The 26,627-nt window shown below is 73.7% G+C and carries 29 protein-coding genes; 13 read left to right on the top strand and 16 right to left on the bottom strand.

Annotation, left to right across the window (positions count from 1 at the left end; all coding sequences use genetic code 11):
• Positions 1 to 91 precede the first annotated feature (91 nt).
• Positions 92 to 1,045 carry a LysR family transcriptional regulator gene (locus ABZW10_RS21405; protein WP_355368126.1) on the bottom strand — a complete coding sequence of 318 codons (954 nt, stop codon included), beginning with the start codon at positions 1,043 to 1,045 and terminating at the stop codon, positions 92 to 94.
• Between the two features lie 335 nt (positions 1,046 to 1,380).
• On the opposite strand from ABZW10_RS21405, the gene ABZW10_RS21400 reads away from it, so the two are divergent.
• The gene (locus ABZW10_RS21400; protein WP_355368123.1) at positions 1,381 to 2,265 is read left to right on the top strand and encodes an AraC family transcriptional regulator; all 885 of its coding nucleotides are present in this window, start codon (positions 1,381 to 1,383) and stop codon (positions 2,263 to 2,265) included.
• On the opposite strand, the gene ABZW10_RS21395 is transcribed toward ABZW10_RS21400, so the two are convergent.
• The 4 genes from ABZW10_RS21395 to ABZW10_RS21380 all read right to left on the bottom strand — a co-directional run bounded on the left by ABZW10_RS21395 (position 2,241) and on the right by ABZW10_RS21380 (position 5,878).
• Positions 2,241 to 3,197, bottom strand: a complete 957-nt coding sequence (locus tag ABZW10_RS21395) for a hypothetical protein (RefSeq protein WP_355368120.1) — start codon at positions 3,195 to 3,197, stop codon at positions 2,241 to 2,243. The genes ABZW10_RS21400 and ABZW10_RS21395 overlap by 25 nt on opposite strands.
• Entirely contained in the window at positions 3,194 to 4,135 is a 942-nt protein-coding gene (locus ABZW10_RS21390; RefSeq protein WP_355368117.1) for a ChbG/HpnK family deacetylase, read from the bottom strand. Before ABZW10_RS21390 ends, ABZW10_RS21395 begins: the two co-directional genes overlap by 4 nt.
• 107 nt (positions 4,136 to 4,242) lie before the next feature.
• Positions 4,243 to 4,596 (bottom strand): DUF6204 family protein, encoded by a 354-nt coding sequence (locus ABZW10_RS21385; RefSeq protein ID WP_355368114.1) that lies wholly within the window; start codon positions 4,594 to 4,596, stop codon positions 4,243 to 4,245.
• A gap of 73 nt (positions 4,597 to 4,669) precedes the next feature.
• Positions 4,670 to 5,878 (bottom strand): type III PLP-dependent enzyme, encoded by a 1,209-nt coding sequence (locus tag ABZW10_RS21380; protein WP_355368111.1) that lies wholly within the window; start codon positions 5,876 to 5,878, stop codon positions 4,670 to 4,672.
• A gap of 675 nt (positions 5,879 to 6,553) precedes the next feature.
• Here ABZW10_RS21380 and ABZW10_RS21375 point away from each other — a divergent pair.
• Positions 6,554 to 7,798, top strand: a complete 1,245-nt coding sequence (locus ABZW10_RS21375; RefSeq protein WP_355368108.1) for a serine hydrolase domain-containing protein — start codon at positions 6,554 to 6,556, stop codon at positions 7,796 to 7,798.
• 63 nt (positions 7,799 to 7,861) lie between these two features.
• Here the strand turns inward: ABZW10_RS21375 and ABZW10_RS21370 are convergent, their stop codons facing one another.
• The gene (locus ABZW10_RS21370; RefSeq protein ID WP_355368105.1) at positions 7,862 to 8,989 is read right to left on the bottom strand and encodes a hypothetical protein; all 1,128 of its coding nucleotides are present in this window, start codon (positions 8,987 to 8,989) and stop codon (positions 7,862 to 7,864) included.
• Between the two features lie 409 nt (positions 8,990 to 9,398).
• Between ABZW10_RS21370 and ABZW10_RS21365 the strand changes: the two genes are divergently transcribed.
• Positions 9,399 to 10,763: an FAD-dependent oxidoreductase gene (locus tag ABZW10_RS21365; RefSeq protein WP_355368102.1), complete on the top strand. Its 1,365-nt coding sequence runs from the start codon at positions 9,399 to 9,401 to the stop codon at positions 10,761 to 10,763.
• A 72-nt stretch (positions 10,764 to 10,835) separates the two neighbouring features.
• On the opposite strand, the gene ABZW10_RS21360 is transcribed toward ABZW10_RS21365, so the two are convergent.
• Positions 10,836 to 11,294, bottom strand: coding sequence for a hypothetical protein (locus ABZW10_RS21360; protein WP_355368100.1), 459 nt, complete (start codon positions 11,292 to 11,294; stop codon positions 10,836 to 10,838).
• Positions 11,295 to 11,491: 197 nt separating this feature from the next.
• Positions 11,492 to 12,787: an MFS transporter gene (locus ABZW10_RS21355; protein ID WP_355368097.1), complete on the bottom strand. Its 1,296-nt coding sequence runs from the start codon at positions 12,785 to 12,787 to the stop codon at positions 11,492 to 11,494.
• Between the two features lie 55 nt (positions 12,788 to 12,842).
• On the opposite strand from ABZW10_RS21355, the gene ABZW10_RS21350 reads away from it, so the two are divergent.
• A complete protein-coding gene (locus ABZW10_RS21350; RefSeq protein WP_355368094.1) occupies positions 12,843 to 13,859 on the top strand; it encodes a helix-turn-helix domain-containing protein in 1,017 nt (338 codons plus the stop codon).
• A gap of 41 nt (positions 13,860 to 13,900) precedes the next feature.
• Here the strand turns inward: ABZW10_RS21350 and ABZW10_RS21345 are convergent, their stop codons facing one another.
• Positions 13,901 to 14,404: a DinB family protein gene (locus ABZW10_RS21345; RefSeq protein ID WP_355368091.1), complete on the bottom strand. Its 504-nt coding sequence runs from the start codon at positions 14,402 to 14,404 to the stop codon at positions 13,901 to 13,903.
• Entirely contained in the window at positions 14,401 to 15,378 is a 978-nt protein-coding gene (locus tag ABZW10_RS21340; protein ID WP_355368088.1) for a threonine/serine dehydratase, read from the bottom strand. The genes ABZW10_RS21345 and ABZW10_RS21340 overlap by 4 nt, the downstream gene beginning before the upstream one ends.
• Before the next feature lie 147 nt (positions 15,379 to 15,525).
• Here ABZW10_RS21340 and ABZW10_RS21335 point away from each other — a divergent pair, with 147 nt between their 5' ends.
• Both ABZW10_RS21335 and ABZW10_RS21330 read left to right on the top strand, forming a co-directional pair.
• Positions 15,526 to 15,729 (top strand): hypothetical protein, encoded by a 204-nt coding sequence (locus ABZW10_RS21335; RefSeq protein ID WP_355368085.1) that lies wholly within the window; start codon positions 15,526 to 15,528, stop codon positions 15,727 to 15,729.
• 223 nt (positions 15,730 to 15,952) lie between these two features.
• Entirely contained in the window at positions 15,953 to 16,399 is a 447-nt protein-coding gene (locus ABZW10_RS21330) for a hypothetical protein (RefSeq protein WP_355368082.1), read from the top strand.
• A 63-nt stretch (positions 16,400 to 16,462) separates the two neighbouring features.
• Here the strand turns inward: ABZW10_RS21330 and ABZW10_RS21325 are convergent, their stop codons facing one another.
• Both ABZW10_RS21325 and ABZW10_RS21320 read right to left on the bottom strand, forming a co-directional pair.
• On the bottom strand, positions 16,463 to 16,828 hold the full coding sequence (locus ABZW10_RS21325) for a hypothetical protein (protein WP_355368079.1): 366 nt from the start codon (positions 16,826 to 16,828) through the stop codon (positions 16,463 to 16,465).
• Positions 16,829 to 16,910: 82 nt separating this feature from the next.
• The gene (locus ABZW10_RS21320; RefSeq protein WP_355368076.1) at positions 16,911 to 17,321 is read right to left on the bottom strand and encodes an SSI family serine proteinase inhibitor; all 411 of its coding nucleotides are present in this window, start codon (positions 17,319 to 17,321) and stop codon (positions 16,911 to 16,913) included.
• Between the two features lie 139 nt (positions 17,322 to 17,460).
• On the opposite strand from ABZW10_RS21320, the gene ABZW10_RS21315 reads away from it, so the two are divergent.
• Positions 17,461 to 18,387, top strand: a complete 927-nt coding sequence (locus ABZW10_RS21315) for a GNAT family N-acetyltransferase (protein WP_355368073.1) — start codon at positions 17,461 to 17,463, stop codon at positions 18,385 to 18,387.
• Positions 18,388 to 18,459: 72 nt separating this feature from the next.
• Here the strand turns inward: ABZW10_RS21315 and ABZW10_RS21310 are convergent, their stop codons facing one another.
• Together ABZW10_RS21310 and ABZW10_RS21305 are read right to left on the bottom strand one after the other, a co-directional pair.
• A complete protein-coding gene (locus ABZW10_RS21310; RefSeq protein ID WP_355368070.1) occupies positions 18,460 to 18,693 on the bottom strand; it encodes a DUF397 domain-containing protein in 234 nt (77 codons plus the stop codon).
• Positions 18,690 to 19,550, bottom strand: coding sequence for a helix-turn-helix transcriptional regulator (locus tag ABZW10_RS21305; RefSeq protein WP_355368067.1), 861 nt, complete (start codon positions 19,548 to 19,550; stop codon positions 18,690 to 18,692). Before ABZW10_RS21305 ends, ABZW10_RS21310 begins: the two co-directional genes overlap by 4 nt.
• Positions 19,551 to 19,729: 179 nt before the next feature.
• On the opposite strand from ABZW10_RS21305, the gene ABZW10_RS21300 reads away from it, so the two are divergent.
• The 4 genes from ABZW10_RS21300 to ABZW10_RS21285 all read left to right on the top strand — a co-directional run bounded on the left by ABZW10_RS21300 (position 19,730) and on the right by ABZW10_RS21285 (position 22,015).
• Positions 19,730 to 20,200 carry an ATP-binding protein gene (locus ABZW10_RS21300; protein WP_355368063.1) on the top strand — a complete coding sequence of 157 codons (471 nt, stop codon included), beginning with the start codon at positions 19,730 to 19,732 and terminating at the stop codon, positions 20,198 to 20,200.
• Between the two features lie 64 nt (positions 20,201 to 20,264).
• Positions 20,265 to 21,074, top strand: coding sequence for an alpha/beta hydrolase (locus ABZW10_RS21295; protein ID WP_355368060.1), 810 nt, complete (start codon positions 20,265 to 20,267; stop codon positions 21,072 to 21,074).
• A 112-nt stretch (positions 21,075 to 21,186) separates the two neighbouring features.
• Positions 21,187 to 21,465: a hypothetical protein gene (locus ABZW10_RS21290; RefSeq protein ID WP_355368057.1), complete on the top strand. Its 279-nt coding sequence runs from the start codon at positions 21,187 to 21,189 to the stop codon at positions 21,463 to 21,465.
• A gap of 58 nt (positions 21,466 to 21,523) precedes the next feature.
• On the top strand, positions 21,524 to 22,015 hold the full coding sequence (locus ABZW10_RS21285) for a hypothetical protein (protein ID WP_355368054.1): 492 nt from the start codon (positions 21,524 to 21,526) through the stop codon (positions 22,013 to 22,015).
• Between the two features lie 234 nt (positions 22,016 to 22,249).
• On the opposite strand, the gene ABZW10_RS21280 is transcribed toward ABZW10_RS21285, so the two are convergent.
• Together ABZW10_RS21280 and ABZW10_RS21275 are read right to left on the bottom strand one after the other, a co-directional pair.
• Positions 22,250 to 23,398 (bottom strand): serine hydrolase domain-containing protein, encoded by a 1,149-nt coding sequence (locus ABZW10_RS21280; protein ID WP_355368051.1) that lies wholly within the window; start codon positions 23,396 to 23,398, stop codon positions 22,250 to 22,252.
• A 110-nt stretch (positions 23,399 to 23,508) separates the two neighbouring features.
• Positions 23,509 to 23,733: a hypothetical protein gene (locus ABZW10_RS21275; protein ID WP_355368048.1), complete on the bottom strand. Its 225-nt coding sequence runs from the start codon at positions 23,731 to 23,733 to the stop codon at positions 23,509 to 23,511.
• 113 nt (positions 23,734 to 23,846) lie between these two features.
• Here ABZW10_RS21275 and ABZW10_RS21270 point away from each other — a divergent pair, with 113 nt between their 5' ends.
• Together ABZW10_RS21270 and ABZW10_RS21265 are read left to right on the top strand one after the other, a co-directional pair.
• Positions 23,847 to 24,833, top strand: a complete 987-nt coding sequence (locus ABZW10_RS21270) for an aldo/keto reductase (RefSeq protein ID WP_355368045.1) — start codon at positions 23,847 to 23,849, stop codon at positions 24,831 to 24,833.
• Positions 24,834 to 25,135: 302 nt separating this feature from the next.
• Entirely contained in the window at positions 25,136 to 26,620 is a 1,485-nt protein-coding gene (locus tag ABZW10_RS21265) for an FAD-dependent monooxygenase (RefSeq protein ID WP_355368042.1), read from the top strand.
• Positions 26,621 to 26,627: the final 7 nt, after the last annotated feature.

Below are 26,627 nucleotides of genomic sequence, written 5' to 3'. Positions count from 1 at the left end.
TCGAACCACGCGGCCCCATCGAGACCGAAGCAGCCCGCCGCCTCGCCGACGACCTCAAGAACGAGTGATCACCCGATTACCCAACACTTTCTCAGCGGGCGGTCAGGGCGGGCACCGGGAGGGGCGCGAGCGGTCGGGGCGGGCCGGTGTGGGAGGCGACGACGCCGCGGACCAGGTCGCGCAGCCAGCGGTGGCCGGCGTCCTGGTCGTTGCGCGGGTGCCAGGCCATGCTGAGCACCACCTCGGGGAGGTCGACCGGCAGGGGGAAGGTGGTCAGGCCGAGGGCCTCGGCGGCCGGGGTGCCGAGGCGGGCCGGGGCGAGGCCGACGAGCTCGGAGTCGCGGAGCAGGAACAGCGCCGCCGGGTAGCTCGGTACGCTGGCCACCACACGTCGGGAGAGGCCGAGTTGGGCGAGGCGCTGGTCGAGCTGGCCGGTGCCGCGGCCGTGCCGGGAGACCGTGACGTGGTCGGCGGCGGCGAACTCCTCGGCGGTCGGGGGCGCGCCGTCGGTCAGCGGGTGTCCGGTGCGGGCGATGCCCACCAGGTGGGTGGTGGTGAGGGGTTCGGTGCGGGTCTCGGGGTCGAGGTGGTCGGTGACGCCGACCTCCAGGTCGATCACGCCGTCGCGCATCGCGCTGGTGCCCTCCAGGTCGTCCCCGAGGAAGCGCAGTGTCACGGCGGGCGCCTGGGCGCGGACGGTCGCCAGCAGGGCCGCGCCGATGGTGGTCAGCAGGACGTCGCCGGTCTGCAGGGTGAAGCGCCGGTTGAGCCCGGCGGGTTCGCCGGCGGCGGGCGGTATCAGCAGTGCCTGGCCCCGGCTGACCAGGGCGCGGACCTCGGAGCGCAGTTCCACCGCGCGCGGCGTCGGCACCAGCCCGCGGCCGGCCCGGACCAGGAGCGGATCGCCGAGCACCCGGCGCAGCCGCCCGAGCGTGCGGCTCATCGCCGGGGCCGAGGTGTGCAGGCGTTCGGCGGCACCCGTCACGCTGCCCTCCTCCAGCAGGGCGTCCAGGGCGACGAGCAGGTTGAGATCGAGGTCCGGCATGGGGTTCTCCGCTGATGGTCGGTCGGCTGGGTGGGGGTGTGGGGGCAGGGATGACCGGAGGTGGAAAGGGTGCTGACCCGGGTTCCGCGGGAGCGCATGGCGACTCGGCATCTAGCGTCGATCGCCACAACTCCCCTTGGGAGTAAAGGATCTGACGTGATGATTGACAATGACATGTTGGTGGATGCCTGCCAAGGAGGCCGTGTGCCGACCTTCCGTGCGAACCACGGCGTACGCCGGACGGCATGCCCAGGTGGTACAGACCAGTGGCTTCGCGCCGGTGCGCGCCCCGTTCGGCCCGTCGTGCCGTGCGGGCTTCGGGAAGGAGCGGAGTGGTGACCTTCTCCTCGTACGAGCAGTGGCGGCCGGCGCTCGCGCCCCGGCGGCAGGTGGACTGTCTGTGGACGCGGAGCAACGCCGGTGGGCCGTCGTACGGTCAGCTCATCGTGCCGGACGGGTGCGTGGACCTGGTGTGGTCGGACGGGAGGCTGGAAGTGGCGGGCCCGGACCATGCGCCCCGCAGCGCCCCGGTGCGGGGCGGTGCGGAGCTGGCCGGGGTGCGCTTCCGGCCCGGTGCGGCGAGCCTGCTGCTGGGCGCCGTACCGGTGCGGGAGCTGCGCGACCGCCAGGTGCCGTTTGCCGAGGTGGCCGGCGCGGCGGTGGCGGAGCGGCTCGGGGAGCGGCTGGCCCGGGCGCGCGGGCCGCGGGAGGTCGCGGCGGAGCTGGACGGCTTCGCGGCCGCGCTGGTGCCGGGGTGGGCGCCGGACCCGGTGGTCGAGCGGGCGGTGGCCGCCCTGGGGCGCGCGCAGGGGGCGCGACTGCCGGCGCTGGCAGCGGAACTGGGGCTCTCGGAGCGGCAGTTGCGCCGTCGGGTGACCGACGCGGTGGGCTACGGGCCGAAGACCCTGCACGCCGTGCTGCGCTTCCAGCGGGCGCTGACCTGGGCACGCTCGGAGGCCGGGTCCGAGAGCGGGGCACAGGATGGTCCGCAGGGTGGTCCGCAGGGCGGTCCGCAGAGTGGATCGCGGGGCGGTTCGCGGGGCGAGGAGGCGGGCCGCGCGGGGGCCGGGCTGGCGGAGTTGGCGGTGCGGGCCGGGTACGCCGACCAGGCGCACCTCACGAGGGAGGTGCGCCGGTGGGCGGGGGTGCCGCCGACGGTGCTGTTGGGCCGGACGGCCCGGCCGGGGGCCTCGGGTCAGGCTCTCGACGCGTCGTCGTAGGAGCGGAGGGTGATCAGCGCCTGCACGGTCACGCCGGGGCGGGCCTCGGACTCGGTGGTCGCCGACCAGTGGGCCCAGTTGATCGGCCAGCCGCCGTCCGGCTGCTGGGCGGCGACGAGGTGGTCGAGGCTGCGGGCCAGCTCCTCGTCGGTGAACCAGTCGCGGGCCAGGCTGTCGGGTGTGCGGGCGTAGTCGTGCGGCAGGGGGTGCTCGCCCGGCGCGTAGCCCGGGGCGGTGCGCGCCTCCTCGGGCCTGGCCGGGTCGAGCAGCACGATCCGCTGCTCGCGGACGAGTGCGCCCAGCCGGGCGGCCGCGCTCCGGGCCCAGGCGGTGTCCGGGGCGGAGCCGAGCGAGTGCAGCGCGTCGAGGAAGCGCAGCGCGGCGCCGACCTCGTACGGGTGGGTCTCGCCGAGCTCCTCGACGGCGGTGCGGCAGAACGCGGTGGCGGCGGTGAGCCACGGGTGCTCGATGCCCTGGCGCAGCAGCGGGGCGACGATCTGCCCGGTGGCGAGCAGTGCGCCGACCGGCTTCGCACCGTCCTCGGGCACCGGCAGGAACGGCGGTCGCGGGTAGGGGCGCAGGCTCGGCAGGACGACGGGCACGCCCCCGTCGGGTGCGGCGACCTGGGCCAGCCAGTCGCAGACGGGCCAGGCGCGGGCCTCGTCCAGGGCCCCGGCCTCCTCCATGGCGAGCAGTGCGGTGGGGGCGGCGATGGGCTGGGGGGCGGGTCCGCGGACGTCCGGTTCGATGCCGAAGGCGAAGCCGCCGTCGGCGCAGCGGTGGGCGACCAGGGCGGCGAGGACACCGGCGGGATCGGGCACGGTGCCGAACAGGTGGGCGAAGCGGCGTTGTTCGAGGACGCGCCCGGAGGTCCAGAGGAAGCGGGCGGCGTCGTCGAGCATGGTGGCCGTGAGGCGTGTGGTGCGGGTCATGGCTCGACCGTAGGCGGGGCGGGGGCGGCGGTCTTGAACGATTCGGACACGACCGGGGCGGCGCCCTGGGCGGGGTGCCGACGCCAATGGGCCTGCAGCGGGCGGTAGTCGGTCACCGTGATGCCGTGCTCGGCGAACAGTTCGCGGGTGCGCGGGGCGACCAGGAAGGCGTGGTCGGCGCGGCGCACCCGCCAGCCGCCGTCGCCCGGACGGGTGACCGGCGTGCCGAGGCCGGGGTGGACGGCCCATTCGGTCAGGCCCGGCGGGAGCGCGGCGAGCAACCGGGCGTAGTGGGTGGACCGGTCGTCGAGCGGGACGGCGAAGCTGTCCAGGAAGGGGTGGTCGACCACCGGCAGCCCGTGGGCGCGCAGCCGCTCCAGGGCGGGGGCGAGCCAGATCCGCACGGCCAGGCCGTACTCGGCGCCGAGCGATAGGGCGAGACCGAGGAGGTCGGGGCGGCCGGCGTCGGCCAGGCAGTGGAAGTCGAGGTGGGTCGGGTGCAGTCCCCGGCCGGTGGCGGCCTCGATCTGGGCGCGGAACTCCCGTTCCACCTCGTCCGCCTCGGCCCGGGCGAGCAGCCGGGCCCGGCCCTCGGGGGTGGCGGGGAACAGCCGTCCGGCGGGGTCGAGCAGCGAGGGGACGTCGGCGGCCGGCGCGAGCGGGCCCCAGCGGAACCCGGGCTCGTCGGTGTCGCACACCAGGGTGAGGTGGATCCCGAACGGCAGCCCGGGCCGCTCGCGCAGCAGGCGCAGTGCGTGCGCGGATCCCGGGCAGCCGGTCATCAGGCTGCAGGAGGCGGCGACGCCGTGGTCGATCGCCTCGATCACGGCGAGGTTGACGTCCTCGTTGAGGCCGAAGTCGTCGCAGTTGAGCAGCAGCAGGCGGGTGCCCGGCGGGTGGCCGAGCAGCTCGGTGGCGAGGGGGGTCGGCTGGGTCACGCCCGCAGTCTGCCGGGGCCGGCGGGGTGGCGCAGCCCGTTTCTCCGGGGCGGCGGGGCGGCGGGGCGGCGGGACCGGGGCCGGGCTCCTCAGGCCCCCCGGGCCCTTCAGGCTTCGCGGGCGGCGCGGCGCCGGCGCTTGCCGAGCGGGGCCTGGGAGAGGTCCTCGGCCTGGGAACGGAGGTTCTTGTAGCCGTAGCCGCGTTCGTCGAGCCAGGCGCGGGCGGAGCGCTCGGCGCGTTCGGTGGCGTCGAGGATGTCCTCCTCGGCCTCGCCGGTGTCCTGGTAGCGGAAGGTGAAGACAGCGCGGGCGTTGAGGTCGTAGGCGAGGTGGCCCTCGGGGGTGAAGGCGGCAAAGAGGACGTCGTGGTCGGCGGCGCGGGACTGCAGTTCGGCGTGCTGCTCGGGGGTGAGGCCGTCGAAGACGCCGCGGACGGTGATGCGGAAGGTGCGCGTGGTCATCCGGCGAGCGTATGCCGTGCGACGGCGCGCGGGCGACGGGTTTTCGGGGGAGCGGACGGCGCCGCCCGCGTGACTACCGCTCGCCCCCGGGGCCGATCGGATCGGCCGGGCGGGCCGTCCGGACGCAGCTGTGGGGGAGCGGTGGGAATCCGTTGAACCCCCGCGTGGTGTAGGCGGTGGCGTAGGCGCCGCAGGAGAGGATCCACACCGGGTCGCCCGAGGCGGCGTCCCGGGGGACGGGCGTGCCGGCGCCCTCGTCGGCGAAGGCGTCGTCGCTGTCGCAGGTGGGGCCGGCGATCACGGCGGGCACGGTCGGGGCTCCGGTGTGGGTGGGGAACTCCAGCCGGTAGCGCAGCTCGTCCATCTCGTACAGGCCGTTGAACTTTCCGCAGCTCAGGAAGAGCCAGAACGACCTTTCCCCGCCCAGTTGTCGACGCTCCGTCAGGCGTGTGACGTGGGCCCGGATCGCACCGTGGTCGGCGACCAGATGGCGGCCCGGCTCCAGCAGGAACTCCAGTGGTCCGGCGGAGGCTTCGCGCAGCCGCTGCATGCCCTCGCGGAGCACCGTGAACATCTTGTCGAGCGGGGGGTGCAGCGCAATCCCGTACCGGTCCAGGGCGCCGAGCGCGGGCAGGCCGCCGCCGAGGTTGACGTGGTCGAGCAGGATGCCGCGCCGATTGGCCTCCTCGATCACTGCAGCGAGCGTGTCCAGTGCCTGTTGCCAGGCCTCGGAGGTGAGTTGCTGCGAGCCGACGTGCACCGACAGTCCGGCCGGGGTCAGTCCGGCGTCCCGGGCCGCGGTCAGCACCCGGACGGCGTCCTCGGGGGAGCAGCCGAACTTGCGGCTCAGTCCCCACAAGGCGCCCTCGCCGGTGGTGGCGAGCCGGCAGAACACCCGGGCGCCGGGGGCGTGTTCGGCGAGCGCGGCGACGTCGGCCAGGCTGTCGGTGGCGTAGTCGCGCACACCGAGCGCGTAGGCCTCGGCGATCTGGCGGTCGGACTTGACGGTGTTGCCGTAGTGGATCCGCTCGACCGGGACACCGGTGCGCAGCGCCTGGGCGATCTCCTGCGGTCCGGCCGCGTCGAAGCCCGCGCCCCGGGCGGCCAGGCAGGCGAGCACCTCGTCGACGGGGCAGGCCTTCATCGCGAACCGGACGTCGATGCCGGGCAGTTCGCTCAGCAGGGCGTCGTACTGGGCCTCGATGCCGTCGAGGTCGAAGATGATCCGGTCGTCCTCGGCGGCGGCGAGGGCGGTGCGCAGGCGTCCGTAGTCGGGCATCATCGGCGCTCCGGCCGGCTGTTCCGGACGGGCCGGTGCCGGTGGGCCTCGGCGAAGCCATCGGGCTTCGGCATCACGTCACTCCAGGGTCGGTCGGAACGTCGGAACGTCGGAACGTCGGGTTCGGTCGGTGGCCGCTCGCTGTGCGCCGGGCGGAGGGAGGGGCCGCGGGGCATGGCGGGGCCGGGGGCCGGTTCCCGAAGGGAAGGGGGTGAGGGGGTGGGTATCCCGTCCGACAAGGAGTGCCGCTGCCTGTTCCGGCCTCGTCAAGCGGTGCTCCCCTAAGGTGGACTAGACCAACTTCCGGTGTCAACCCTCGTCCCGCCGCCTCCGGGCGGCGCTTCGCCGGAGGCTGGACGACCTGCCCTGACCTGCGCCGGAACCCGGGGGAGGGGGCGAGGTGGAGGGGCCCGCCGTCCGTCCGAACGGGATACGGAGGATCCTGTTCAGGCAGTCGCCGCTGCCTGAACAGGCAAGCGCCCCGACAGCCCGCCGATGTGACGCGGCGTCGGCCGGGGTGGGGACAACCCCCCTGCGGAGAGGTGGGATTGCCACCTGGTTCGTCCGCGCCGCCCGGCCTACGTTCGTAGTCGTCCGCCGGAGAGGCCGGCGGGCGGGACGAGCGCAAGGCCCGGTGGGCGAGGGGGACTTCGGCCCGGGGCGGATGGGGAGTGCGTGATGACGGCAGCGACGGGGCGTACCGGACGGACGGTACGGCTGGTGGCGGCGAGCGTGCTGGGGGCGGTGCTGGTCGGCACACTGGCGCCGGCCGCCGGCGCCGCGGGGGCTTCCGGCTCGGTGGTCACCGTGGCGGCGCCGGACGCCGCGAAGCCGGTGGGTCCGGCCTTTGCCGCGGTCCAGGACGAGTTGAGCGCCGTGGTGAACGGCGGGGAGGCGACCTGGGGCCTGGCCCGGGTGGTGGACCACGGCCGGACGGTGTGGCGGGGCACCTCCGGGGTCGCCGACCTGGACGACCGGCGCCCGGTCGACCCGGACGGCCGGTTCCGGATCGGCAGCCTGACCAAGACGTTCACCGCCACCGTGGTGCTCCAGCTGGTCGGCGAGGGCCGGATCCGGCTCGACGACCCGGTGTCCGCCCACCTGCCCGGGGTGGTGCCGGGCGGCGAGCGGATCACCGTGCGCCAGCTGCTCAACCACACCAGCGGGCTGTACAACTACACCGACGACCAGCGGTTCGTGCCCCGGACGGCGGAAGGCGTCGAGGCGTGGGTCGCCACCGGCCGCTGGCGCACCTGGACGGCGGAGGAGATCGTCGCCGGCGCCGTGTCCCACCCGCCGTACTTCGCGCCCGGCGCGTCCTGGCACTACTCCAACACCAACTACCTGCTCGCCGGCATGATCATCCGGAAGGTCACCGGGAACGACTGGAACCAGGAGGTGGAGCGGCGCATCATCCGGCCGCTCGGCCTGCGCCAGACCTCGATGCCGACCACTTCGCCGCTGATCACCGGCTCGCACGCGCACCTCTACACCAAGCTGCCCGGCGGCCCGGTCGACACCACGCTGATCAACCCCTCCGCGGGCGGCGCCGCCGGGGCGGGCATCTCCAGCGCCGCCGACCTCGCCCGCTTCCACGCCGCGCTGTTCGGCGGGCGGCTGCTGCGCCCGGCCGAGCTGGCCGCGATGAAGACCACCGTCGACACCGAATCGCCCGGCTACCGCTACGGCCTCGGCGTGGGCAGCGTCGACCTGGGCTGTGGAGTGGCCTGGGGCCACGCCGGCTCGATCTACCGCAACATCTCGTACCTGCTCGGCACCGAGGACGGCGGGCGGCAGGCCGTCGTCGCCGCCGGCCAGTACGGCTACCGGGACGCCGACGACGTGTTCGGCGGGCTGTCGCAGGCGGCCGCCTGCGCGGCGCTCGGCTCCGGGGCGGGCGGCGGGGCGGGCGCCGGGTCCTGAGGCGAGGCCGGCACCGGCGACGTGCTCCCCCTCGGCCCCGAGGGGGAGCACGTCGCGGCGGACTCAGAGCGCGACGGTCCTCAGGTACGAGCCGTCGCCGCGGATCCCGGCGAGCAGCAGCGCGTGCCCGCCCGGGGCGACCGCCGCCGCCGAGACGCCGTCCAGGCCGAAGCCGGTGAGCGTCTCGCCCGGCAGATTGGCGTCGGTCGCGGTGTCGTAGGCGAGCACGGCGGCCTGCGGCGTCCAGCTGTCCTTGAGCAGGTAGAGCCGCCCGCCGTCCGGGCTCACCGCCACGTAGTGGAGGTCGACCGGCGCGTTGGCGAAGGTGAAGACCGGCCGCGCGACATCGGTGACGGTGTTCACGGCGTACCCGGTGCCGGCCGAGGCCTGCGCGCCCAGCGCGTACAGTCGCAGGCCGTCCGGCGAGGCGGCCAGCTCGGTGGCGGCGCCGAGCCGGTCGACGGTGCGCAGGGCGGTCGGCACCGGGGTGGTGGTGTCGAGGTGCTCGACGCCCAGGTCGGTGGCGACGTACGCCGCGGCGCCGCCGGCCTGCAGCGTCAGCCCGTTCACGCCGTAGCCGCGCAGCGGCAGCGCGCCGGCGAACGCGCCCCGGCCGGTGTCGAACACCAGGACCCGGCCGGGCCGCACGCCCTGTCCGTCGCCGGCCGGGCCGTTCTGGCCGGTGTAGACCTTCGAGCCGTCCGCGCTCACCGCCAGCCCGGTGAGCGCGCCCGCGGCCCAGCCGTCCGGCCGCGCCTGGTCGGGGGCCGGGGTGCGGGAGAGCACGGTGCCGGCGGCCGTGTCCACCGTCACCAGCCGGTCCGCGACGACCACGTAGAGCCGCCGGCCGTCCTGGCTCACCACGGGCTTCCCGGCGGCGCCGTCCTCGGCCAGCGGCAGCTCGGCGACGACCGCGCCGCTGCGCAGGTCCACCGTCCGCAGCACGACCGGGGTCCGGCTGCCCGACCGGTCGGCGGCCACGACGTACGCCTTCGTCCCTTCCGGGCTGACGGCCAGGCCGAGCGCCCGCCAGCCGACGGCGGTGCCGGTGACGCTGCTGCCGGTGATGCTGCCGGAGGCTCCCGGTGCCGGGTCGGCGGCGGCTGCCCCGGCACCGGCCCCGGTCAGCAGGAGCGCCGCGGCTGCCGCCAGAGCGCCGGTCCAACGGACCTTCCACACACGCGAATTCATGATTCCCCACTCTATGGTCTAGACCTCATGTCGTGGTGCGAGGGCAACGCTAGAGCACCCGGAGGGCCGTGCCGCGTCGGTTTTTGGACCTTGTGCGCGCGGGGCGCCGGTCGGCCGCCGGGCACGCGTCCGAAGCTCGTCGGGCGCTCGCCGGGCGCTCGTCGGCTGCTCGCGGGGCGTGCGCGGGCATTGTTCCCGGATCGGCCATAGGTCCGCCCTATGGGGTCATAGATCGACACCGCCTACAGTGGCAAGGTCCGACCGGGTTGGGTGGGAGTGGGTCACCCTCGCCCGTCCGCCCCGACCGGACCGGGCTCCGTCCCGTTCCGTTCCGTTGCGGCTCGTTCCGGTCCGTTCCGGCACCGTTCCGCTCTTTTTCGTTCGTTTACGTTCGGAGGATCGCCCCGTCATGACCCGCCCGATCCGCGTCGCGATCGTCGGCGCCGGCCCCGCCGGCATCTACGCCGCCGATGCCCTGCTGAAGTCCGACGCCGCCCAGCAGCCCGGGGTCTCCATCGACCTCTTCGAGCGGATGCCCGCGCCGTTCGGACTGATCCGGTACGGCGTGGCGCCCGACCACCCGCGGATCAAGGGGATCATCACCGCGCTGAACCAGGTGCTGGACAAGCCGCAGATACGTTTGTTCGGCAACGTCGACTACCCCTCCGACGTCACGCTGGACGACCTGCACCGCTTCTACGACGCCGTGGTCTTCTCCACCGGCGCGATGGCCGACCGCGCGCTCGACATCCCCGGTGTCGGGCTCGACGGCTCCTACGGCGCCGCCGACTTCGTCTCCTGGTACGACGGCCACCCGGACGTGCCGCGCACCTGGCCGCTGGAGGCCGAGAAGGTCGCCGTGCTCGGCGCCGGCAACGTCGCCCTGGACGTCGCCCGCATCCTCGCCAAGACCGCCGACGAGCTGCTGCCCACCGAGATCCCGCCGAACGTCCACGAGGGCCTGAAGCGCAACCGGGCCCTGGAGGTGCACGTCTTCGGCCGCCGTGGCCCGGCCCAGGCCAAGTTCAGCCCGATGGAGCTGCGCGAGCTCGACCACTCGCCGAACATCGAGGTCATCGTCAACCCCGAGGACATCGACTACGACGACGGCTCGATCGCCGAGCGGCGCGGCGCCAAGCACGTCGACATGGTCGCCTCGACCATCGAGAACTGGGCCATCCGCGACGTCGGCGACCGCCCGCACCGGCTCTACCTGCACTTCTTCGAGTCCCCGGTGGAGGTGCTGGGCGAGGACGGCCAGGTGGTCGGGCTGCGCACCGAGCGCACCGAACTCGACGGCACCGGCAATGTGCGCGGCACCGGAAAGTTCACCGACTGGGACGTGCAGTCCGTCTACCGGGCGATCGGCTACTACTCCGACGAGCTGCCCAAGCTGCCGTTCGACCCGGTCTCCGGCACCGTCCCGAACGCGGCCGGCCGGGTGCTCGCCGCCGACGGCTCGCACCAGGACGCCGTGTACGTGACCGGCTGGATCAAGCGCGGTCCGGTCGGCCTCATCGGCCACACCAAGGGCGACGCCAACGAGACCGTCGCCTGCCTGCTCGCCGACCACACCGAGGGGCGCCTGCCCGGCGCCGTCGAACCCGAGCCGGAGGCGGTCGTCGGGTACCTGCGGGAGCGCGGCGTCCGCTACACCACCTGGCAGGGCTGGCACGAGCTGGACGCCGCCGAGCGCGCCCTGGGCGCGGCGGAGGGGCGCGAGCGGGTCAAGGTCGTGGAGCGGGAGGACATGCTCCGGCACAGCGGGGCGTGACCGGCCCCGTAGCGGCCGCGGCCGGTGGCGGAACGTCCGTGACCGGCCACCGCACCTGTGCGCGGCACCCCGTCACACCTCGGCGGGCGGCGGGGCGAGGACGACCGGCCACGCGTCGTCGCCCGCCAGCACGTCGTCCAGCGCGAGCCCCGGGCCGGCGCTGAACACGGCGGTCGCGGTGGCGGCCCGGGCGTACAGCCCCGGGTCGACCACCGCGTCCGCGTGCAGCACCAGCGCCGCCTCGGGCGCGGCGGGCGAGCGTTCCGGGAAGGCGTCCGGGTCGGCGCCGATCTGCCGGAGCGTGAACGGGTACGCCGCCACGGCGACGGTCAGCCGGTCGCCGTCGAGCGAGTGCTCCGCCCAGCCGTCGGTGGGGAGCAGGAAGAACGCGCCGTCCCCCTCGTAGCCGTACCAGCCCAGTTTGGCGACGGCCTGCTCCCCGGGCGGGCCGTCCGGGTCGACGAGCAGCGCCACCACGGGCGCGTCCGGGTCGTCGGGGTTGATGCCGCTGCGTACGTAGAGCCGGGCCACGGGCGACCTCCGGTCGGGGGAGCGGGCGGACGGGGCGGTGGTGCCGGGGAGACGCTATCGCGGGCCGCTGTCGGTGGAACCGCCGGAGGCGGTCGTCCGCGGTCGGGTCGTTCCTGCGGCGGCGGAGCGTGATCCGGGCGTCGTTGCCGCCGGTCCGGGGCGGACGCTTCCTTCACTTGCTTGTCATGTGCGCGACTTTAACGGGATGCCGACGGGTCCGACAGGAGAACCGCGCGCTCCGGATCGGGTGCCGCCACGGCCGGCGTCGTGGCCGCCGACGGGGCCGTGGCCGCGGCGGGCTGCGCGTGCGCCGCCCGGACCCTCCGGTGGTGCGCCGCGGCGAGGTGGCGGGTGAGGGCGAGGCCGGCGAGGAGGGCGGCCAGCGCGCAGACGCCCGGCCAGCCGGCCAGCGCGTGGGCGCGCAGGCCGAGCCAGGAGCCGACACTGCCGCCGAGGTAGCCGAAGGTCATGTACGCGGTGTTGAGCCGGCTGCGGGACTCGTCGCTCAGGTCGTAGACGCGGGTCTTGTTGGCGACCATGCCGGACTGCATCGCGACGTCCAGCAGCAGCGTCCCGGCCACCAGGACGACCAGGCCCACCGCGCCGCCCCCGCCCCCGGCGACCAGGACGGCGGTCGCGGCGAGGGTGCCGAGCAGGGAGGCCAGGTTCACCGGGTCGGCGCCCCGGCGGTCCACCGCGCGTCCGGCGAACGGGGTGCAGAGCATCGTCGCCGCGCCGACCAGTGCGACCAGCCCCACCGCGGAGGCGCCCAGCCCGTACGCCGGGCCGGTGAGCAGCAGCGGCAGGCAGGTCCAGACGGCGGAGAAGCCGGCGAAGACGGTGGCCTGGTAGAGACCGGAGCGGCGCAGCTCCGGTTCGGTGCGCAGCAGCCGCAGTGGCGCGGCCAGCAGCGCCCGGTACGCGTCCCGCCCGGGCGGCGCGGCGGCGGTGCCGGCCGGCAGTGCGCGGGTCAGCACGGCCGCGAGCAGCAGCGTCAGCGCCCCCGCCACCAGGTACGGCGCGCGCCAGCCCAGCCACTCGCCGAGCGTGCCGCTGAAGGTGCGGGCCAGCAGCATGCCGCCGGTCGAGCCGCTCAGCAGTGTGCCCAGCACCGCCCCGCGCCGGTCCGCGGCCACCAGCCCGGCCGCCATCGGCGATATCACCTGGGCGGCGACCGTGGTGACACCGATCGCGAAGCTCACCGCGACCAGCACCGGCAGTGTCGGTGCGGCGCCGGCCGCGAACAGTTCGAGGCCGGTGAGCCCGAGCAGGGTGACCAGCAGCGGGCGGCCGGGGAGCCGGTCGCCGAGCGGCACCAGCAGGAATATCCCTGCGGTGTAACCGATCTGAGTGGCCGTCACCACCGAGGCGGCGGCGCCCTTGGACGCGCCCAGGCCGGCGGCGATCAGCGGAGTGATCGCCTGGGCGAAGTAGATGGTGCCCACCCCGACGGCGCAGGTGAGGGAGAGCAGCAGGAGGAGTCGGCGGGTCATGCGAGGAGGTTGGCGCGGCGCGGGGCCGGCGACAACCGATGTAGCGTGGCGCTTCATGGTCGTCACCTTCGAGTTGGGCGTCGAGGATCTCGCGGACACCCGCTTCGCCCTCTCGCCGCTGCAGGAGACCGTGCTCAGCCTGCGCGTGCTGCGCGAGCCCGGCCTGTCGGCCCTGCACCTGCCGTGGCGGCGCGCCGCGCTCCGGGCGATCGGCGAACTCGACTCGTTCGACGGTGAGTTGCTGCTCGCGCTGGTCGCCGAGCGGCGGACCGTGCCGGACTTCCTCACCCCGCGTCCGCCGGTCTTCGCGCCCGCCTTCGAGGAGGAGCTGGCCGCCGTCCGCCGCACCGCGCCCGAGGTGGTCCGCCGCGACCTGGTGCACACCCACCTGCCGGACCCGCCGCCGGAGCCGCTGCGCGCCGCCCTCGGCGGCGATGCCGAGGTGCGCAGGCTGCGCGACCGGATCTGCGAACTCCTGCAGCGGTACTGGGAGATCACCCTGCGGCCGGAGTGGCCGAGGATGCGGCTGCTGCTGGAGGCCGACATGACGTACCGCGCCCGTCGGCTCGCGGTCGGAGGGGCCCGCCTGCTCTTCGCCGACATGCACCCGTTCCTGCGCTGGCACCGCGGCGTCCTGCACATCACCGACATGCTCAGCCACCACCACGTCGCCGCCGCCGGACGCGGCCTGCTGCTCGTCCCGTCCGTGTTCGCCCACAAACCGGCACCGCCGCTCAGCCCGGACGGCGCGCCCGCGCTCGCGTACCCCTGCCGCGGCGTGGCGACCCTCTGGCCCGGGCCGCCGCCCGCCGTCGACGGGCCGGCGTCCGCGCACGCGCTCGCCGTGCTGGCGCCGCTGGTCGGGGCGGCCAAGGCCCGGCTGCTCACCATGCTGGACGAGCCGCTGGCCACCGTCGAACTCGCCCGCCGGCTGCGGGTGACGCCCAGCGCCGTCTCCCAGCACCTGCGGGTGCTGCACGCCGCCGCGCTGGTCGCCCGGGTCCGTGACGGCCGCCAGGTGCTCTACCGGCGGACCGTGCTCGGCGACCGACTGGCGGGCGGCGGGGGCTGACGGGGGCTGACGGGCATCGGGGGCTGACGGGGGCCGATCGATCAGGGCAGCACCAACCAGCGGCGGCCGTCGAGGAGTTCACGGGCGGCGTCGAGGTGGCCGGCGTGGCAGGCGGTCTCGGTGATCACGTGCAGCAGCACGTCGTGCAGGCTGTGCAGGTGCGGCTCGCCGAACAGGTCGTGCGGCCACCAGGCGAGGGCGCGGTCGGCCGGGGTGGCGGCGATCACGGCGTCGGCGAGCGCGGTCTCGTGGCGGTACCGGTCGAGGACGTCGGCGGCGGGCACGTCGGAGCCCACCCGCCAGGCGTCCTCCTCGTCCGCGAGGCGGTGGATCACCGCCTCGTCGCCGGCGACCACCGCGCGGAACCAGAACCGTTCGACGTCCAGCGCGAGGTGCTGGACCAGCCCGAGGCAGTGCCAGCCGGACGGCAGGACGGGGCGCCGCAGGGCCTCGTCGTCCAGGCCGTCGAGGATGCCGAGGACGTGGCGCCGCTGGGCGTCGAGGGAGCGGAGCAGCGTGGTGGTGCCGTTGCGGTCGCCGGTCATGCGGCGGCCGGGGCGGCGGCGGTGAGGGTGGCCGGGTCGGTGTTGGCGCCGCACAGGACGACGCAGACCCGCTCGCCCTCGGCCGGGCGGTAGCCGTGCTCGCCGCTCTCGTCGTCCCGCCCGGCGAGCAGGGCGGCGAGGGCGGTGGCGGCGCCGTGCTCGACGGCGATCCGGCGGTCCTCCCAGAGCCCCTGCCGGGCCCGGACGATCGCGGCGTCCGGGACGAGGACGGAGCGCACGCCCTCGTGCCGCGCCGCGTCCACGGCCAGGGCGGTGGCGCGGCGGGCACCGAGGGAGTCGGCGGCCACCGAGTCGACAGTGACGTCCATCGGTCCGCCCGCCGCGAGGGCGGCGTGCAGCGCGCGCGAGCCCTCCGGCTCGACCGCCACCACGCGCACGCCGTGCTCGCGGGCGGCCGCGGCCACCCCCGCGAACAGCCCGCCGCCGCCGACCGCGACCAGCACCGTGTCCAGCCCGGGCAGCCGCTCGTGGACCTCCTCCAGCAGGGTGCCCGCGCCCGCCGCGATCAGCGGGTGGTCGTACGCGTGGCTCGCCAGCGCGCCGGCGGTCGCGGCGTACTCCTCGCAGGCGGCCAGCGCCTCGGCGTACTCCGCGCCGACCAGCCGGACGTCCGCCCCGTACGAGCGCAGCCGGGCGACCTTCACGCCGGGCGCATTGGCGGGCAGGAACACGGTGGCCCGCACGCCCTGCTGCCGCGCCGCCCACGCGCAGGCCAGCCCGGCGTTGCCGCCCGAGGCGATGGTGACCCCGGCGTCCGGCAGGGTGCCGGCCTCCCGGTGGGCCCGGAGGAAGTTCTGCGCCCCGCGCGCCTTGAACGAACCGGTGTGCTGGAGGTACTCCAGGGCCAGCCACGGCCCGCCGTCCCCGCCCGGCGCGAGCACCACGGGGCGGACGCGGCCCGCGATCCGTTCCGTGGCCGCCTTGATGTCGTCGTAGCCGAGCTGGTGCCCCATCGTGTACCGCCTCCACGTTCGCGTACCGCCGTTGCCGGTACCGGGTACCGTACGAAGCACCGGGGCGGCCTGCCAAGCTGCGCGGGCGGGGCCGCTCCCCGGCACTGGCACGACCGGAACCGAGAACCGTGAACGGAGGCCGACGAGATGATCGGTGCGCTGCTGATCGCCGTCCTGGCACTCGTCGTCGGGGGCTGCGTCTGCGTGGTGTGGGCCGACCGGGGCGGCCCCCGGTGGACCCGGGCCGTGGCCGCCGCCACCGTCGGCGCCGGGCGCACGCTGCGCCGCTACCAGAAGTCCCAGCGCCGCCAGGTGAGCAGCGGCGACGGCGACGGCGGCGACGGGTACTGAGGCCCCCGGGTTCCCGCGTCAGGGTTTCCCTTTCCCTCGGGCCCGGAGCCCCGGAGGGTTCAGATCTCCGCGGATCCATGCCCCTAGAGGCATCCGCCGACCGTGCCGAGGGCACCGCGCCCGGACGGCGTTGACGCTCCGTCAACGGCTGCCCGAGGCTGTCCGGCGGGCCGAACGGGGCCCACGCTTCCCCTGACCACTCCGGCATCTCCGGGAGTATCCGATGAGCACGATCAAGTCCGCCGCGGTGGCCCTCGCCGCCCTCACCGTCGTCGGCCTGGGGGCTTCCCCGGCCCTGGCCGGCGACATGGGCAAGCTGCAGCCCGCGGCGCAGACCTGCAGCGCCAGTGGTGGCACCTTCTACTGCGGCGGCGACTACGGCGACGGCAAGACCTACGTCACCCTGAGCGACGGCACCAAGCAGATCTTCGTGATCGGCACCGACCACAACGTCTGGACGACCTGGACCCCGCCGAAGGGCTCGCAGGTGCCGTGGATGTCCCTCGGCGGCACCAACGACTTCATCAGCAAGGTGAAGATCGTCAACAAGAAGGGCGACGCGTTCAGCATCGCCTCGCGCTCCGCCGCCATCAACGCGGACGTCTACCGCGACCGCAGCGCCGGTGGCGCCTGGAGCGCCTGGTGGACCTACGCCGTGCCGCGCGGCTGACGATCCGCCGCCCTCCCGCCCCCGGTGGACGTCACGTCCGCCGGGGCCCGGGCGGGGTGCTGCTCAGCCCCGGCGCTCCAGCCGCTCCAGGCGGATGCTGACCGTCCGCCAGAGCCAGACCACCGAGAGCGGCAGGGTCACCAGCCCGACGCCGACCGCGTCGCGCATCCGGCCGTCCGTGACGGCGGCGCAGTGGGTGTAGTCCCGGCCGCTGTAGTACTCGTAGAACATCGGCGAGCCGCAGTCCACCGAGGTGCCGTTCGGGAACTCGTGCGAGGCCGGTACGAAGGCCAGCCCGACCGCCCACAGCCACGCGCCGAGCGCCAGCAGCCCCAGCAGGTGCACGCCGCGGCCCCATGCGCCCTCGGCCCGCCGCCACGCCCGCGCGTCCCGCTCCCGCAGGAGCGCCCCGATCTCCCCGTTCTCCATGCCCCGTCCCCCCGCTCTCTGTGCGATCGATGGCCGAGGAGAGCATCCCAGGTCGCCGTCCCCGGCCGTCGGCGGGGTCGGGTCAGAAGTCGAAGAACGCGCCGGCGGTGCGTTGCAGGACGCAGTGGTTGCCGTAGGTGTGCTGGAAGGAGAGCTGCCGTCCCCGGTACACGCCGGTGGCGGTCACGGTGTACGGGTCGTAGAGGTCGTTGCAGACGCCGGGGTTGACGTTCAGCCGGTCGAGGTCGCCGTTGACGGAGTCGAGCAGCCGACAGGCGGTGATCGGGTCGGGGTGGGTGGTGGCGCCGTCCGGCGGGCAGTCGAGGGTGACGACGTGCGGCATGCCGGCGCCGGGCGTCGCGCCGTGCGCCACCGTGAGCCGCAGGCTCGCTTCCGTGGCCGGGGCGATGGGGGCGACGGCGTTGGCGGTGTCCGCAAGAGCGGTGGTGAACAGGGTGGTCACGAGGAGGGCGAGGGCTTGGGTCGTCTTCACGCCCGGCGCAACGACCTGTCGGCGAGCAGGTCACGGCCGGTTGGAGCGCCGGAGTGGGAAGTCGGCGGGGCCGACTTTCCGCGCCCGGAGGAGGGTAAGTCGGTCGACAGGGCGAGATCGGTTGGCGCAGAGTCACGGCATGGCTGATCTGTCCTCCTCCTCGTTCCCGGACTCCTACGAGCTGCGGGCGGCGACCGTCGCCGATGCCGGCGCGATCTACGAGCTGGTCGCCGCCCGCGAGCGCGAACTCCTGGGCCGCCCCGACACCGAACCCGACCGCATAGCCGCGGACCTCACCCTGCCCGGTCTCGACCCGGCCGTCGACACGCTGCTCGTGTACGACACGGCCGAGTGCCTCGTCGGCCGGGCCTGGGTGCACGGCGGCCGGCGCAGCGCGGTCGACGTCCACCCCGACCACCGGGGGAGGGGGCTGGGCAGCGCCCTGCTCGACTGGGCCGAGGCGCGGGCACGGCAGGCGGGCGGTGAACGGCTCAGCCAGACGCTCTCGGACGGCGACCGGGCGGCGGTGGAGCTGTTGCGGTCACGGGGGTACGAGCCGTTCGTCACCCAGTGGCTGCTGGAGATCGAGATGTCCGCCGAACCCGTGGTGCCCGGCCCGCCGCCCGGTATCACCGTGCGGCCCTTCCGGCCCGGCGACGAACGGGCCGCGTACCGGCTCACCGAGGACGCGTTCGACGAGTGGCAGAAGCGGCGGAAGTCCTACGAGGAGTGGGCCCGGCACACCGTCGAGCTCGACACGTTCGAGTCGGAGCTCTCGGCGGTGGCGTTCGCCGGTGACGAGATGGTCGGTGCGGTGCTGTCGCTGAACGTCCCGGAGACCGGGGAGGGCTACGTCGAGCGGGTCGCCGTCCGGAAGGACCACCGGAACCGGGGGATCGCCCGTTTGCTGTTGCAGACGTCGTTCCGGGCCTTCTACCGCCGGGGCCGCCGGACGTGCACGCTGTGGACGCATTCGGAGACCGGCGCGCTGGCGCTGTACCAGCGCGTGGGCATGACGGTCCGTCGTGGCTCGGCGGTCTACGGCAAGGCGCTCGGCGTCGAGTAGGGCGAGTCGGTGGGGGAGTGGGAAGTCGGCAGATCCGACTTCCCACTCCGACGCTCCGGCAAATCAGGCGGTTCAGGCGGTGAAGTTGGGGGAGCGGCTCTCGATCGCCTTGACGAACGCGGCCCACTCGGCGTGGTCGAACGCGAGGTGGGGCCGGCCGGGGTTCTTGTCGTCGCCGAGCCAGACGTCGCCGTTGGGGAAGCGGGCGATGATCACGCAGTCGCCGTTGCCCTCGGCGGAGAACGGGGACTTCGACCACTCGGCGTCGGCCGGGTTGTGGGCGTAGGGGTCGTGCTTCTTGCTCACGTCAGCTCTTCCAGCTTGCGTTCGAGGGCGGCGATGGTGTCTTCCGGCGACAACGCGAACTGCTCGACGCGCACGAAGGTCCTCTCGGCTCGCTTGACGTCGCGTCCCGTTCTCCTGGGGAGCATACCGCCGATGGCTTCCACGAAGACGAAGCCGTCGGATTGGTCGTCAGGGAAGCGCATGAGGGTGATTCCCGAGGCCAGAACGCCTGGCCGACCGGCGCTCAGCGGCACCATGCGCAGGGTCACGTTCGGGTAGTTGGCGACCTTGATCGCGTGCCGGATCTGGCCGGCCAGCACCGTTTGGTCGCCCGCGATCAGCAGCGCGACCTCGCCGAAGTAGGCCTTGAAGTCGAGCCGTGGCTCCTCGGTCAGTCTGCGCTGGCGCAGGACGCGCACCTCGGCTCCGGCCTCGACGAGCTCGTCGTTGGGCGCATCGACGCCAGCCGCGATCATCTCGCGCGCATAGCCCTCGGTCTGGACGAGACCGGGGAACGCGGACGGGAAGAAGTTCAGTATGTGCGACGCATCGGCTTCCAACGCCAGGTATTCGGCGAAGGCCGGCGTGATCGTCTCCGCGTAGTCCAGGTCGCGCCACCACTGCTTGGGCGGGGCGTCTCCGAGCAGACTCTCCAGATCCTCACGGTCCTGGCCCGTGACACCGGCGTGATCGAGCAGCTTGGTCAGGTCGGCCGGGCTGATCTGCTGCTGGGCCCGTTCGATTCGGCTCAACCGACCGGGGCTCCAGCCCTTCAGACCGGCCGTCATGTCGACGAGGGTCCTGTTGTTCTCCAGCCGCCAGGCGCGCAGTTCGTCGCCGAGACGGATCTGCCTGATCGCCGACAGTTGCTTGCTCAAGTGGCGCCCCTCCCTTCGGGTATGGGTGTCCAGTCTCACCAGATCGGGGCCGCGCACTCAAGTCCGCTTCAAGATCAATTAATTTCTTCCAGCAATGATGTTGCAGTTTCGATTTTGGATGCCCCACACTCAACGTGACCGAATGGACACGCTCCAGAAGGGGCCCTGCCATGTCCGCCTTGCGCAGACCCGTCCTCCGCACCTGGGAGACCTCCCTCACCGAGCACGGCACCTCGGTGCGGGTCGCCCGCCGTCACATCCGCGACCAGCTCACCGCGTGGGGGTGGACCGGGGAGCGGGTCGACGACCTCGTCCTCATCGCCTCCGAGCTGGTCACCAACGCCGTCGTCCACGCCTGCCAGGGGCACGGCGAAGTCCGGCTCTACCTCCAGGAGTTCGACGGCGACTGCCGGATCGAAGTCTGGGACCCGCGGCACGACCTCCCGCTCCAGGAGCGCCGGCCGCGCCGCTTCAACGAGGGCGGGCGCGGCATCGACCTCGTCCGCCAACTCGCCCTCGACTTCGGCGTCATCGTCCGCCGCGGAACCGGCAAGCGGGTTTGGGCGCGCGTGCTGCTCGACGAGGCCGCCCCCGTCACCCTCGGTGAAACCACCTCCATGGGCTCCTGTCCGCTCATCCGACCGGTCTGACGGGGGTGTGTCACGCTGGTGGGTGGGGCGTTGTCGGTGCACGACCGAGGTCGGGAGGCTCGCGATGGCCGAGATCAGGGTGAACGGGGTGTCGCTGTACTACGAGACCCGGGGCGCGGGGCCGGGGCTGGTGCTGGTGCACGGCTCCTGGACGGACGCCGACAGCTGGGCACGCGTGCTGCCTGGGCTCGCCGAGGAGACCACCGTCGTCGCCTACGACCGGCGCGGGCACAGCCGCAGCGACGACCTGCTCACCCAGGGCTCCGTGTACGAGGACGCCGCCGACCTGGCCGGTCTGATCGTCGGCCTGGGCCTCGCGCCCGCCTACGTCTGCGGCGACTCCTACGGCGGCCTGATCGCCCTCCGCCTCGCCGCCGCCCGCCCCGACCTGCTGCGCGGCGTGGCCGTCCACGAACCGCCCGCGACCGGCACCCTGCTCGCCGACCCGGAGCTGAGACCCCTCGGCGTCGCCTTCGCCGAACGGATCTCCGCCGTCCGCGAACTCCTCGAACAGGCCGAATCAGCGGCCGGCGCCGAGCGTTACGTCGACACCATCGCCCTCGGCCCGGGGGCGTGGGAACAACTCCCCGCGCCGGTCCGCCACACCTTCATCCGCAACGCGCCCACCTACCTCGACGAACTGCGCGACCCGGACGCCCTCGACCTCGACCTCACCGCCCTCAACCGCTTCACCGAACGTGTCCTCCTCACCCAGAGCGACGACAGCGAACTGATGTACGGCGAGATCCTCGACCTGATCGACCTCTCCCTCCCCAAGCCCGACCGCCACGTCTACCCCCAGGCCGGTCACGCTCCGCACCTCTCCGAACCCGAGCAATGGGTCCGCACCACCCTCCCCCACGCCCTCACCTGACCCCACCCCGGGAGCGCGAACCCCCTCCACGCGCGCCCCGCTATGCTGACGCATCGTTCGGCCCGTGGGCGGGGGCACGGAGACGGGCGGGAGTTGGACGGAGGCTCGTCGGATGGACCAGCACGAGGCCTGGGGTGCGCTCTACGACGACCTGATGGTCGATGCTCCGTCGGCCTCGACCAGGCGGTGTCCGAACTGCGGGGCCGGCTCGTCCCTCAGGCTGATCTGCACGGTCACCGGGCTTGATGCCGGGACGGGCCTGGCGGCGCTCTGGTGCGCCGAGTGCCTGGAGGGGATGGCCCCGAACTTCCCGCTCATCCCGGACGGAGCCGAGAGAGTCCTCCGAGGAACCGAGCGCGTCCCGAACTACCGCTGCTGGGGTTGGCACTGAGCGACACGGAGTCCCGCCATTATCCTCGCCCGCACTCATCCGCACCGACACGGAGACGATGACCGTGCCCCTCGATGACCAGCACATCTGGGCTCTGCTGAGGGACCTCGACGATCCCGACCACATCGAGTTCCCCGAGAACTACGACCACACCGCGACGCGAGCCCGATTCGATCAGCTTTCAGCCACGCTGAACCAGCGGTTCCGCTGCACCTGCAGCGTCGATCGAGGTGTTCAGGACGCCAGCCACCACGGGACGATCGTCGTCCCCGCCACCGCGACGGCCAGCGGCGACCACATCACCATCAGGGTCAGCAACTTCGGCGGCCTCGCCGCTGTGACGCTGGGGAACCCTGGAAGCTATGACGCGGAAGAAGAAAGCGTGCTCTTCGAGAGCACCGACCGTCGCCGCATCGATGACGAACTCGACGCGCTCGGCTACATCACCGTCTCCGAGCATCTGCTCTGGACCCGCTACGACGGGGTCAGAAGCCTCAACTCCTGCTTCGGACCGCAGACCTGGTGGGACCGCTTCTTCGACTACACCTGAGCCCGAGCCTAAGCCGCTCTGCCGGAGGTATCCGGGCAGTTCCAGTACCCGACGTCACCATTACACGTCAGGCTCCGCCTCCAGCGCGACCTCTTCAGCCGTGCCCTCGGACGGCCTTCCGGGGCCGCTACCGACCCCGCGGGCGACCGAGCAGGGAACGCGCCTGGGCATCTGGGACTGCCCCGGACTCCAGGACAACCAGCGCTGGACCCTCCAGCCGGAGCGCACGACCTGTCAGGCGGCGAGGGAGGTGCGGACGGCGTCAATGAGGTTGTTGGCGCGGGGGTCGGCGTGGCCGATCATGCGGTTGGCGGTGTAGGCGAAGGTGATGCCGTGGTGGGGGTCGGCGAAGGTGAATTGGCCGCCGGCGCCGTCGTTGCCGAAGCTGTGGGGGCTGAGCATGGGGCGGAGGGTGGGGGAGGGGAGGAGGAAGCCGGAGGACCAGCGGGCGCCGAGGTCGAAGCCCAGGTAGCCGGGGCCGGAGGAGAGTTCGCGGGTGGCCTCGGCGAGGGTGGCCGGGGTGAGCAGGGGTGGGGTGTCGTCGAGGCCGGTGACGGTGGCGGCGAGGAGGGTGGAGAGGGCGGTGGCGGAGGCGACGGCGCCAGCGCCGGGGAGTTCGACGGCGTGCAGGTCGGGGTCGTTCCAGCCGTGCGGGGCGTCGAGGCCGGGGAAGACGAGGGCGCCGTTCATCGTGACGATGCGGGTGAGCAGGTGCTCGGGGCCGGGCATCGGGCGGCGGCCATCGGCCTCGGAGAGGCGGGCCAGGCGGGGGAGTTCGGTGGCGGGCAGGCCGAGCCAGGCGTCCAGGCCGAGGGGGGAGGAGAAGGTGCGATGGAAGAACTGCCCCGGCGTGAGGCCGGTGATGCGGCGGATCACTTCGCCGATCGCGAAGCCGAAGACGTGGCCGTGGTACTCGTGGGTGGTGTCCGGTTCCCAGAGGGGCTTCTGGTTCTCGATGGCGCGGATGACCGGCGTCCAGGCGGCGAGCTCGGCGAAGGTGAGGGGCGCGTCGAGGGCCGGGATGCCGGCGCGGTGGGCCAGCACCATGCGGGTGGTGATCGCCTGCTTGCCGTTCCTCGCGAACTCGGGCCAGTAGCGGGCGATCGGCGCGTCCAGGTCGAGTCGGCCCTGCTGGGCGAGCAGGTGGGCGGAGAGGGAGACGAGTGCCTTGGCGCAGGAGAAGACCGGGACGACGGTGTCCGCCTGCCAGGGCCTGCCGGTGCGCTCGTCGGCGACGCCGCCCCACAGTTCGACCACCTTGCGGCCGCCCGCGTGGACGGTGACGGCGGCCCCGAGTTCGGGGAAGTCGGCGAAGTTGCGGGCGAAGGTGTCGGCGACGGCGCCGAAGCCCTCGTCGGCCCAGCCGTGGTGGTGGGTCTGCATGGCGGTGTCCGCCTCCTGGGCTCCTGAGCGCGATCGTTGACCGGGTCACGGTAGGGGGAGGACGGGGTCCTGGGGAAACGATTTTGACGGGGTGACGCCGGGGCCGCCGGTCAGGGCTGTTTCAGCGGGGCCGGCGCGGCGGTGATGACGCGGTCGAGGGTGCGGTCGAAGGTGCGGTCGAAGGCGGCGTCGGGGCCGAGGTAACCGGCCGGCTCCGCCAGCCACTTGGCCCCGTCCGCCGCCCGGTCGATGCGGCACGCGACTCCGGCAACCCTGCTCCGGTGCGGGCTCCTGCTGCTGCTCTGCGGTCCGCTCGCGGTACGGAAGTTCGCCACCCACGGCACCCGCGGGCGCTGACGGGCAGGCAAACCGCCGGGGCCGGTGCGACCCGTGTCCCGCGGGGTGAAATGTGCTGGACAGTACGGCCGGTGCGGCTCAGGGTGGCCCCATGGAGTTCACCCACCTCGGCCGCACCGGCCTCACCGTCTCCCGACTCTGCCTGGGCACCATGAACTTCGGCCCGCATACGGAGGAGTCCGACGCCCATCTGATCATGGACAGCGCCCACGAACTGGGCATCAACTTCTTCGACACCTCCAACAGTTACGGCCGGACCGTCGACGGCGGCCGGAGGGGTCACACGGAGGAGATCATCGGCCGCTGGTTCGCCAAGGGCGACGGCCGCCGTGAACGCACCGTGCTCGCCACCAAGGCCTACGCTCCGATGGGGGACTGGCCGAACGAGGGCCGGCTCTCCGCCCTCGCCATCCGCCGCTCCGTCGAGGCCAGTCTGCGCCGCCTCGGCACCGACCACATCGACCTCTACCAGATGCACCACATCGACCGGGACACGCCCTGGGAGGAGATCTGGCAGGCGATGGAGGTCCTGGTCGCCCAGGGCAAGATCATCTACGTCGGCTCCAGCAACTTCGCCGGCTGGCACATCGCCCAGGCCCAGGAGGCCGCCCGCAGCCGAAACTTCCTCGGCCTGGTCAGCGAGCAGTCCCTCTACAACCTGCTCGACCGCGCCATCGAACTGGAGGTCGTCCCCGCCGTCCAGCACTACGGGCTCGGCCTGATCCCGTGGTCCCCGCTGCGCAGCGGCGTGCTCAGCGGTGCCCTGCGCAAGGAGCGCGAGGGCAGCCTCGTCCGCGGCGCGATGCCCCACGCCGGCGAGATCCTGGAGGCCAACCGGCCCCGTATCCAGGCCTACGAGGATCTTGCCGACGAGCTCGGCGAGCACCCCGCCGACCTGGCCCTCGCCTGGCTGCTCTCGCGTCCCGCCGTCACCGCGCCGATCGTCGGTCCGCGCACCGCCGCCCACCTCGACGCCGCCGTCCACGCCCTGGACATCAAGCTCGACGACGAGGTCCTCGCCCGCCTCGACACCCTCTTCCCGGGCCACAAGCCCGCGCCGGAGGACTACGCCTGGTAGCGGCGGAGGACGAGGGAGACAGACACGCGGGTGCCCGCTTCCCGGTTCTCGCCGAGACGAGAAGCGGGCACCCGTGTGCCGGATGCGGAAGGGGAGGATTTCGAGAGCGGGAGGAGTGTCCACTCACCGCCACTCTCAACGTATAGCGCACGGGGGGCCTTGCGGCAAGGGGGTGGGGGAGGCGCAGAATCGTCGCCCTGGGCCGGGATGGGGCGGAACGGCGGGATTCGGTGGGATTCGCGGAGTCCATGACGTTCTGCCCCGGTCGGCGGATGTGCGGGAACGACGGAACGGGGCCTTCGGTGCTGGATGTGATCGTGGTCGGTGGCGGGCCGACCGGGCTGATGCTGGCGTGCGAGCTGCGGCTGCACGGGGTCGGTGTGCTCGTGCTGGAGCGGCGGGCGGAGCGGGGCGGGGAGTCGCGCGGGCGCGGGTTGCATGCGCGCAGCGTGGAGATCATGGACCAGCGGGGGCTGCTGGAGCGGTTCCTTGCGGTGAGCGAGAAGTTCCAGGTGGGCGGGCTGTTCGGGGGCGTCATGGCGCCCTGGCCGGCGAGTCTGGACACCGCCCACCCGTACGGGCTGGCCACCCCGCAGGCGGTCACCGAGCGGCTGCTGGAGGAGCGCGCCCTCGAACTCGGGGCCGAGATCAGGCGCGGGTGCGAGGCCAACGGTCTGGGTCAGGACGCGGACGGCGTGAGTGTCGAACTGGTGGACGGCACGCGGCTGCGCTCGCGCTACGTCGTCGGCTGCGACGGCGGGCGCAGTACGGTGCGCAAGGCGCTCGGCGTGGGCTTCCCCGGTGAGCCCGCCACGGTGGAGACGCTGATCGGCGACCTGGAACTGTCCGCGGACCCGGCGGAGGTGGCCGCCGTGGTGGAGCGGGTGCGCCGCACCGAGCTGCGGTTCGGCGTGGCTCCCGACGTGGACGGCCGGCCGGGGGTCGCGCGGGTGATCGTACCGGCGGCCGGCGTCGCCGAGGACCGGGCGACGCCGCCGACGCTGGAGGAGTTCAAGGCGCGGCTGCGCGCCGTCGCGGGCACCGACTTCGGCGCTCACGCGGCGCACTGGCTCTCCCGGTTCGGCGACGCCACCCGGCAGGCCGAGCGCTACCGGGTCGGCCGGGTGCTGCTGGCCGGCGACGCCGCGCACATCCACCCGCCGACCGGCGGGCAGGGCCTCAACCTCGGCGTGCAGGACGCGTTCAACCTCGGCTGGAAGCTCGCCGCCGAGGTCGCCGGCTGGGCGCCGGAGGGGCTGCTGGACAGCTACCACGCGGAGCGCCACCCGGTCGGGGCGAGGGTGCTGAGCAACACCCGCGCGCAGATGACCCTGCTCGGCAGCGCGTCGGGGCCGACCGCGCTGCGGGGGCTGTTCACGCGGCTGATGGAGATCGAGGAGGTCAACCGCTATGTGACCGGGATGATCACCGCCGTCGACCTCCGCTACGACTTCGGTGGAGGGGGCGGAGGGGGCGGCGAGCTCGTCGGCCGGCGGCTGCGGGACGTCCGGCTCGCGGGGGACCGCAGGCTTTACCAACTGATGCACGGCGGCCGAGGGTTGCTCCTCGACCGCACCGGCGGACGGCTCTCCGTCGACGGCTGGGCGGATCGCGTCGACCACGTGGACGGTGCGGGCACGGAGCTGGATGCGCCCGCGCTGCTGCTGCGGCCGGACGGCCATGTGGCCTGGACCGGCGACGACCAGGGGGACTTGGAGGCCGCGTTGACCCGGTGGTGGGGCGCCCCGGCCCAGGGACCGGCCCAGGGACCGGCCCGAGTTCGATGACCGGGGT

Source organism: Kitasatospora sp. NPDC004723 (assembly GCF_040609255.1).
Lineage (GTDB): Bacteria > Actinomycetota > Actinomycetes > Streptomycetales > Streptomycetaceae > Kitasatospora.
Note: the sequence above shows the minus strand (reverse complement) of the source record. Positions and strands in the feature narration are given on the sequence as shown.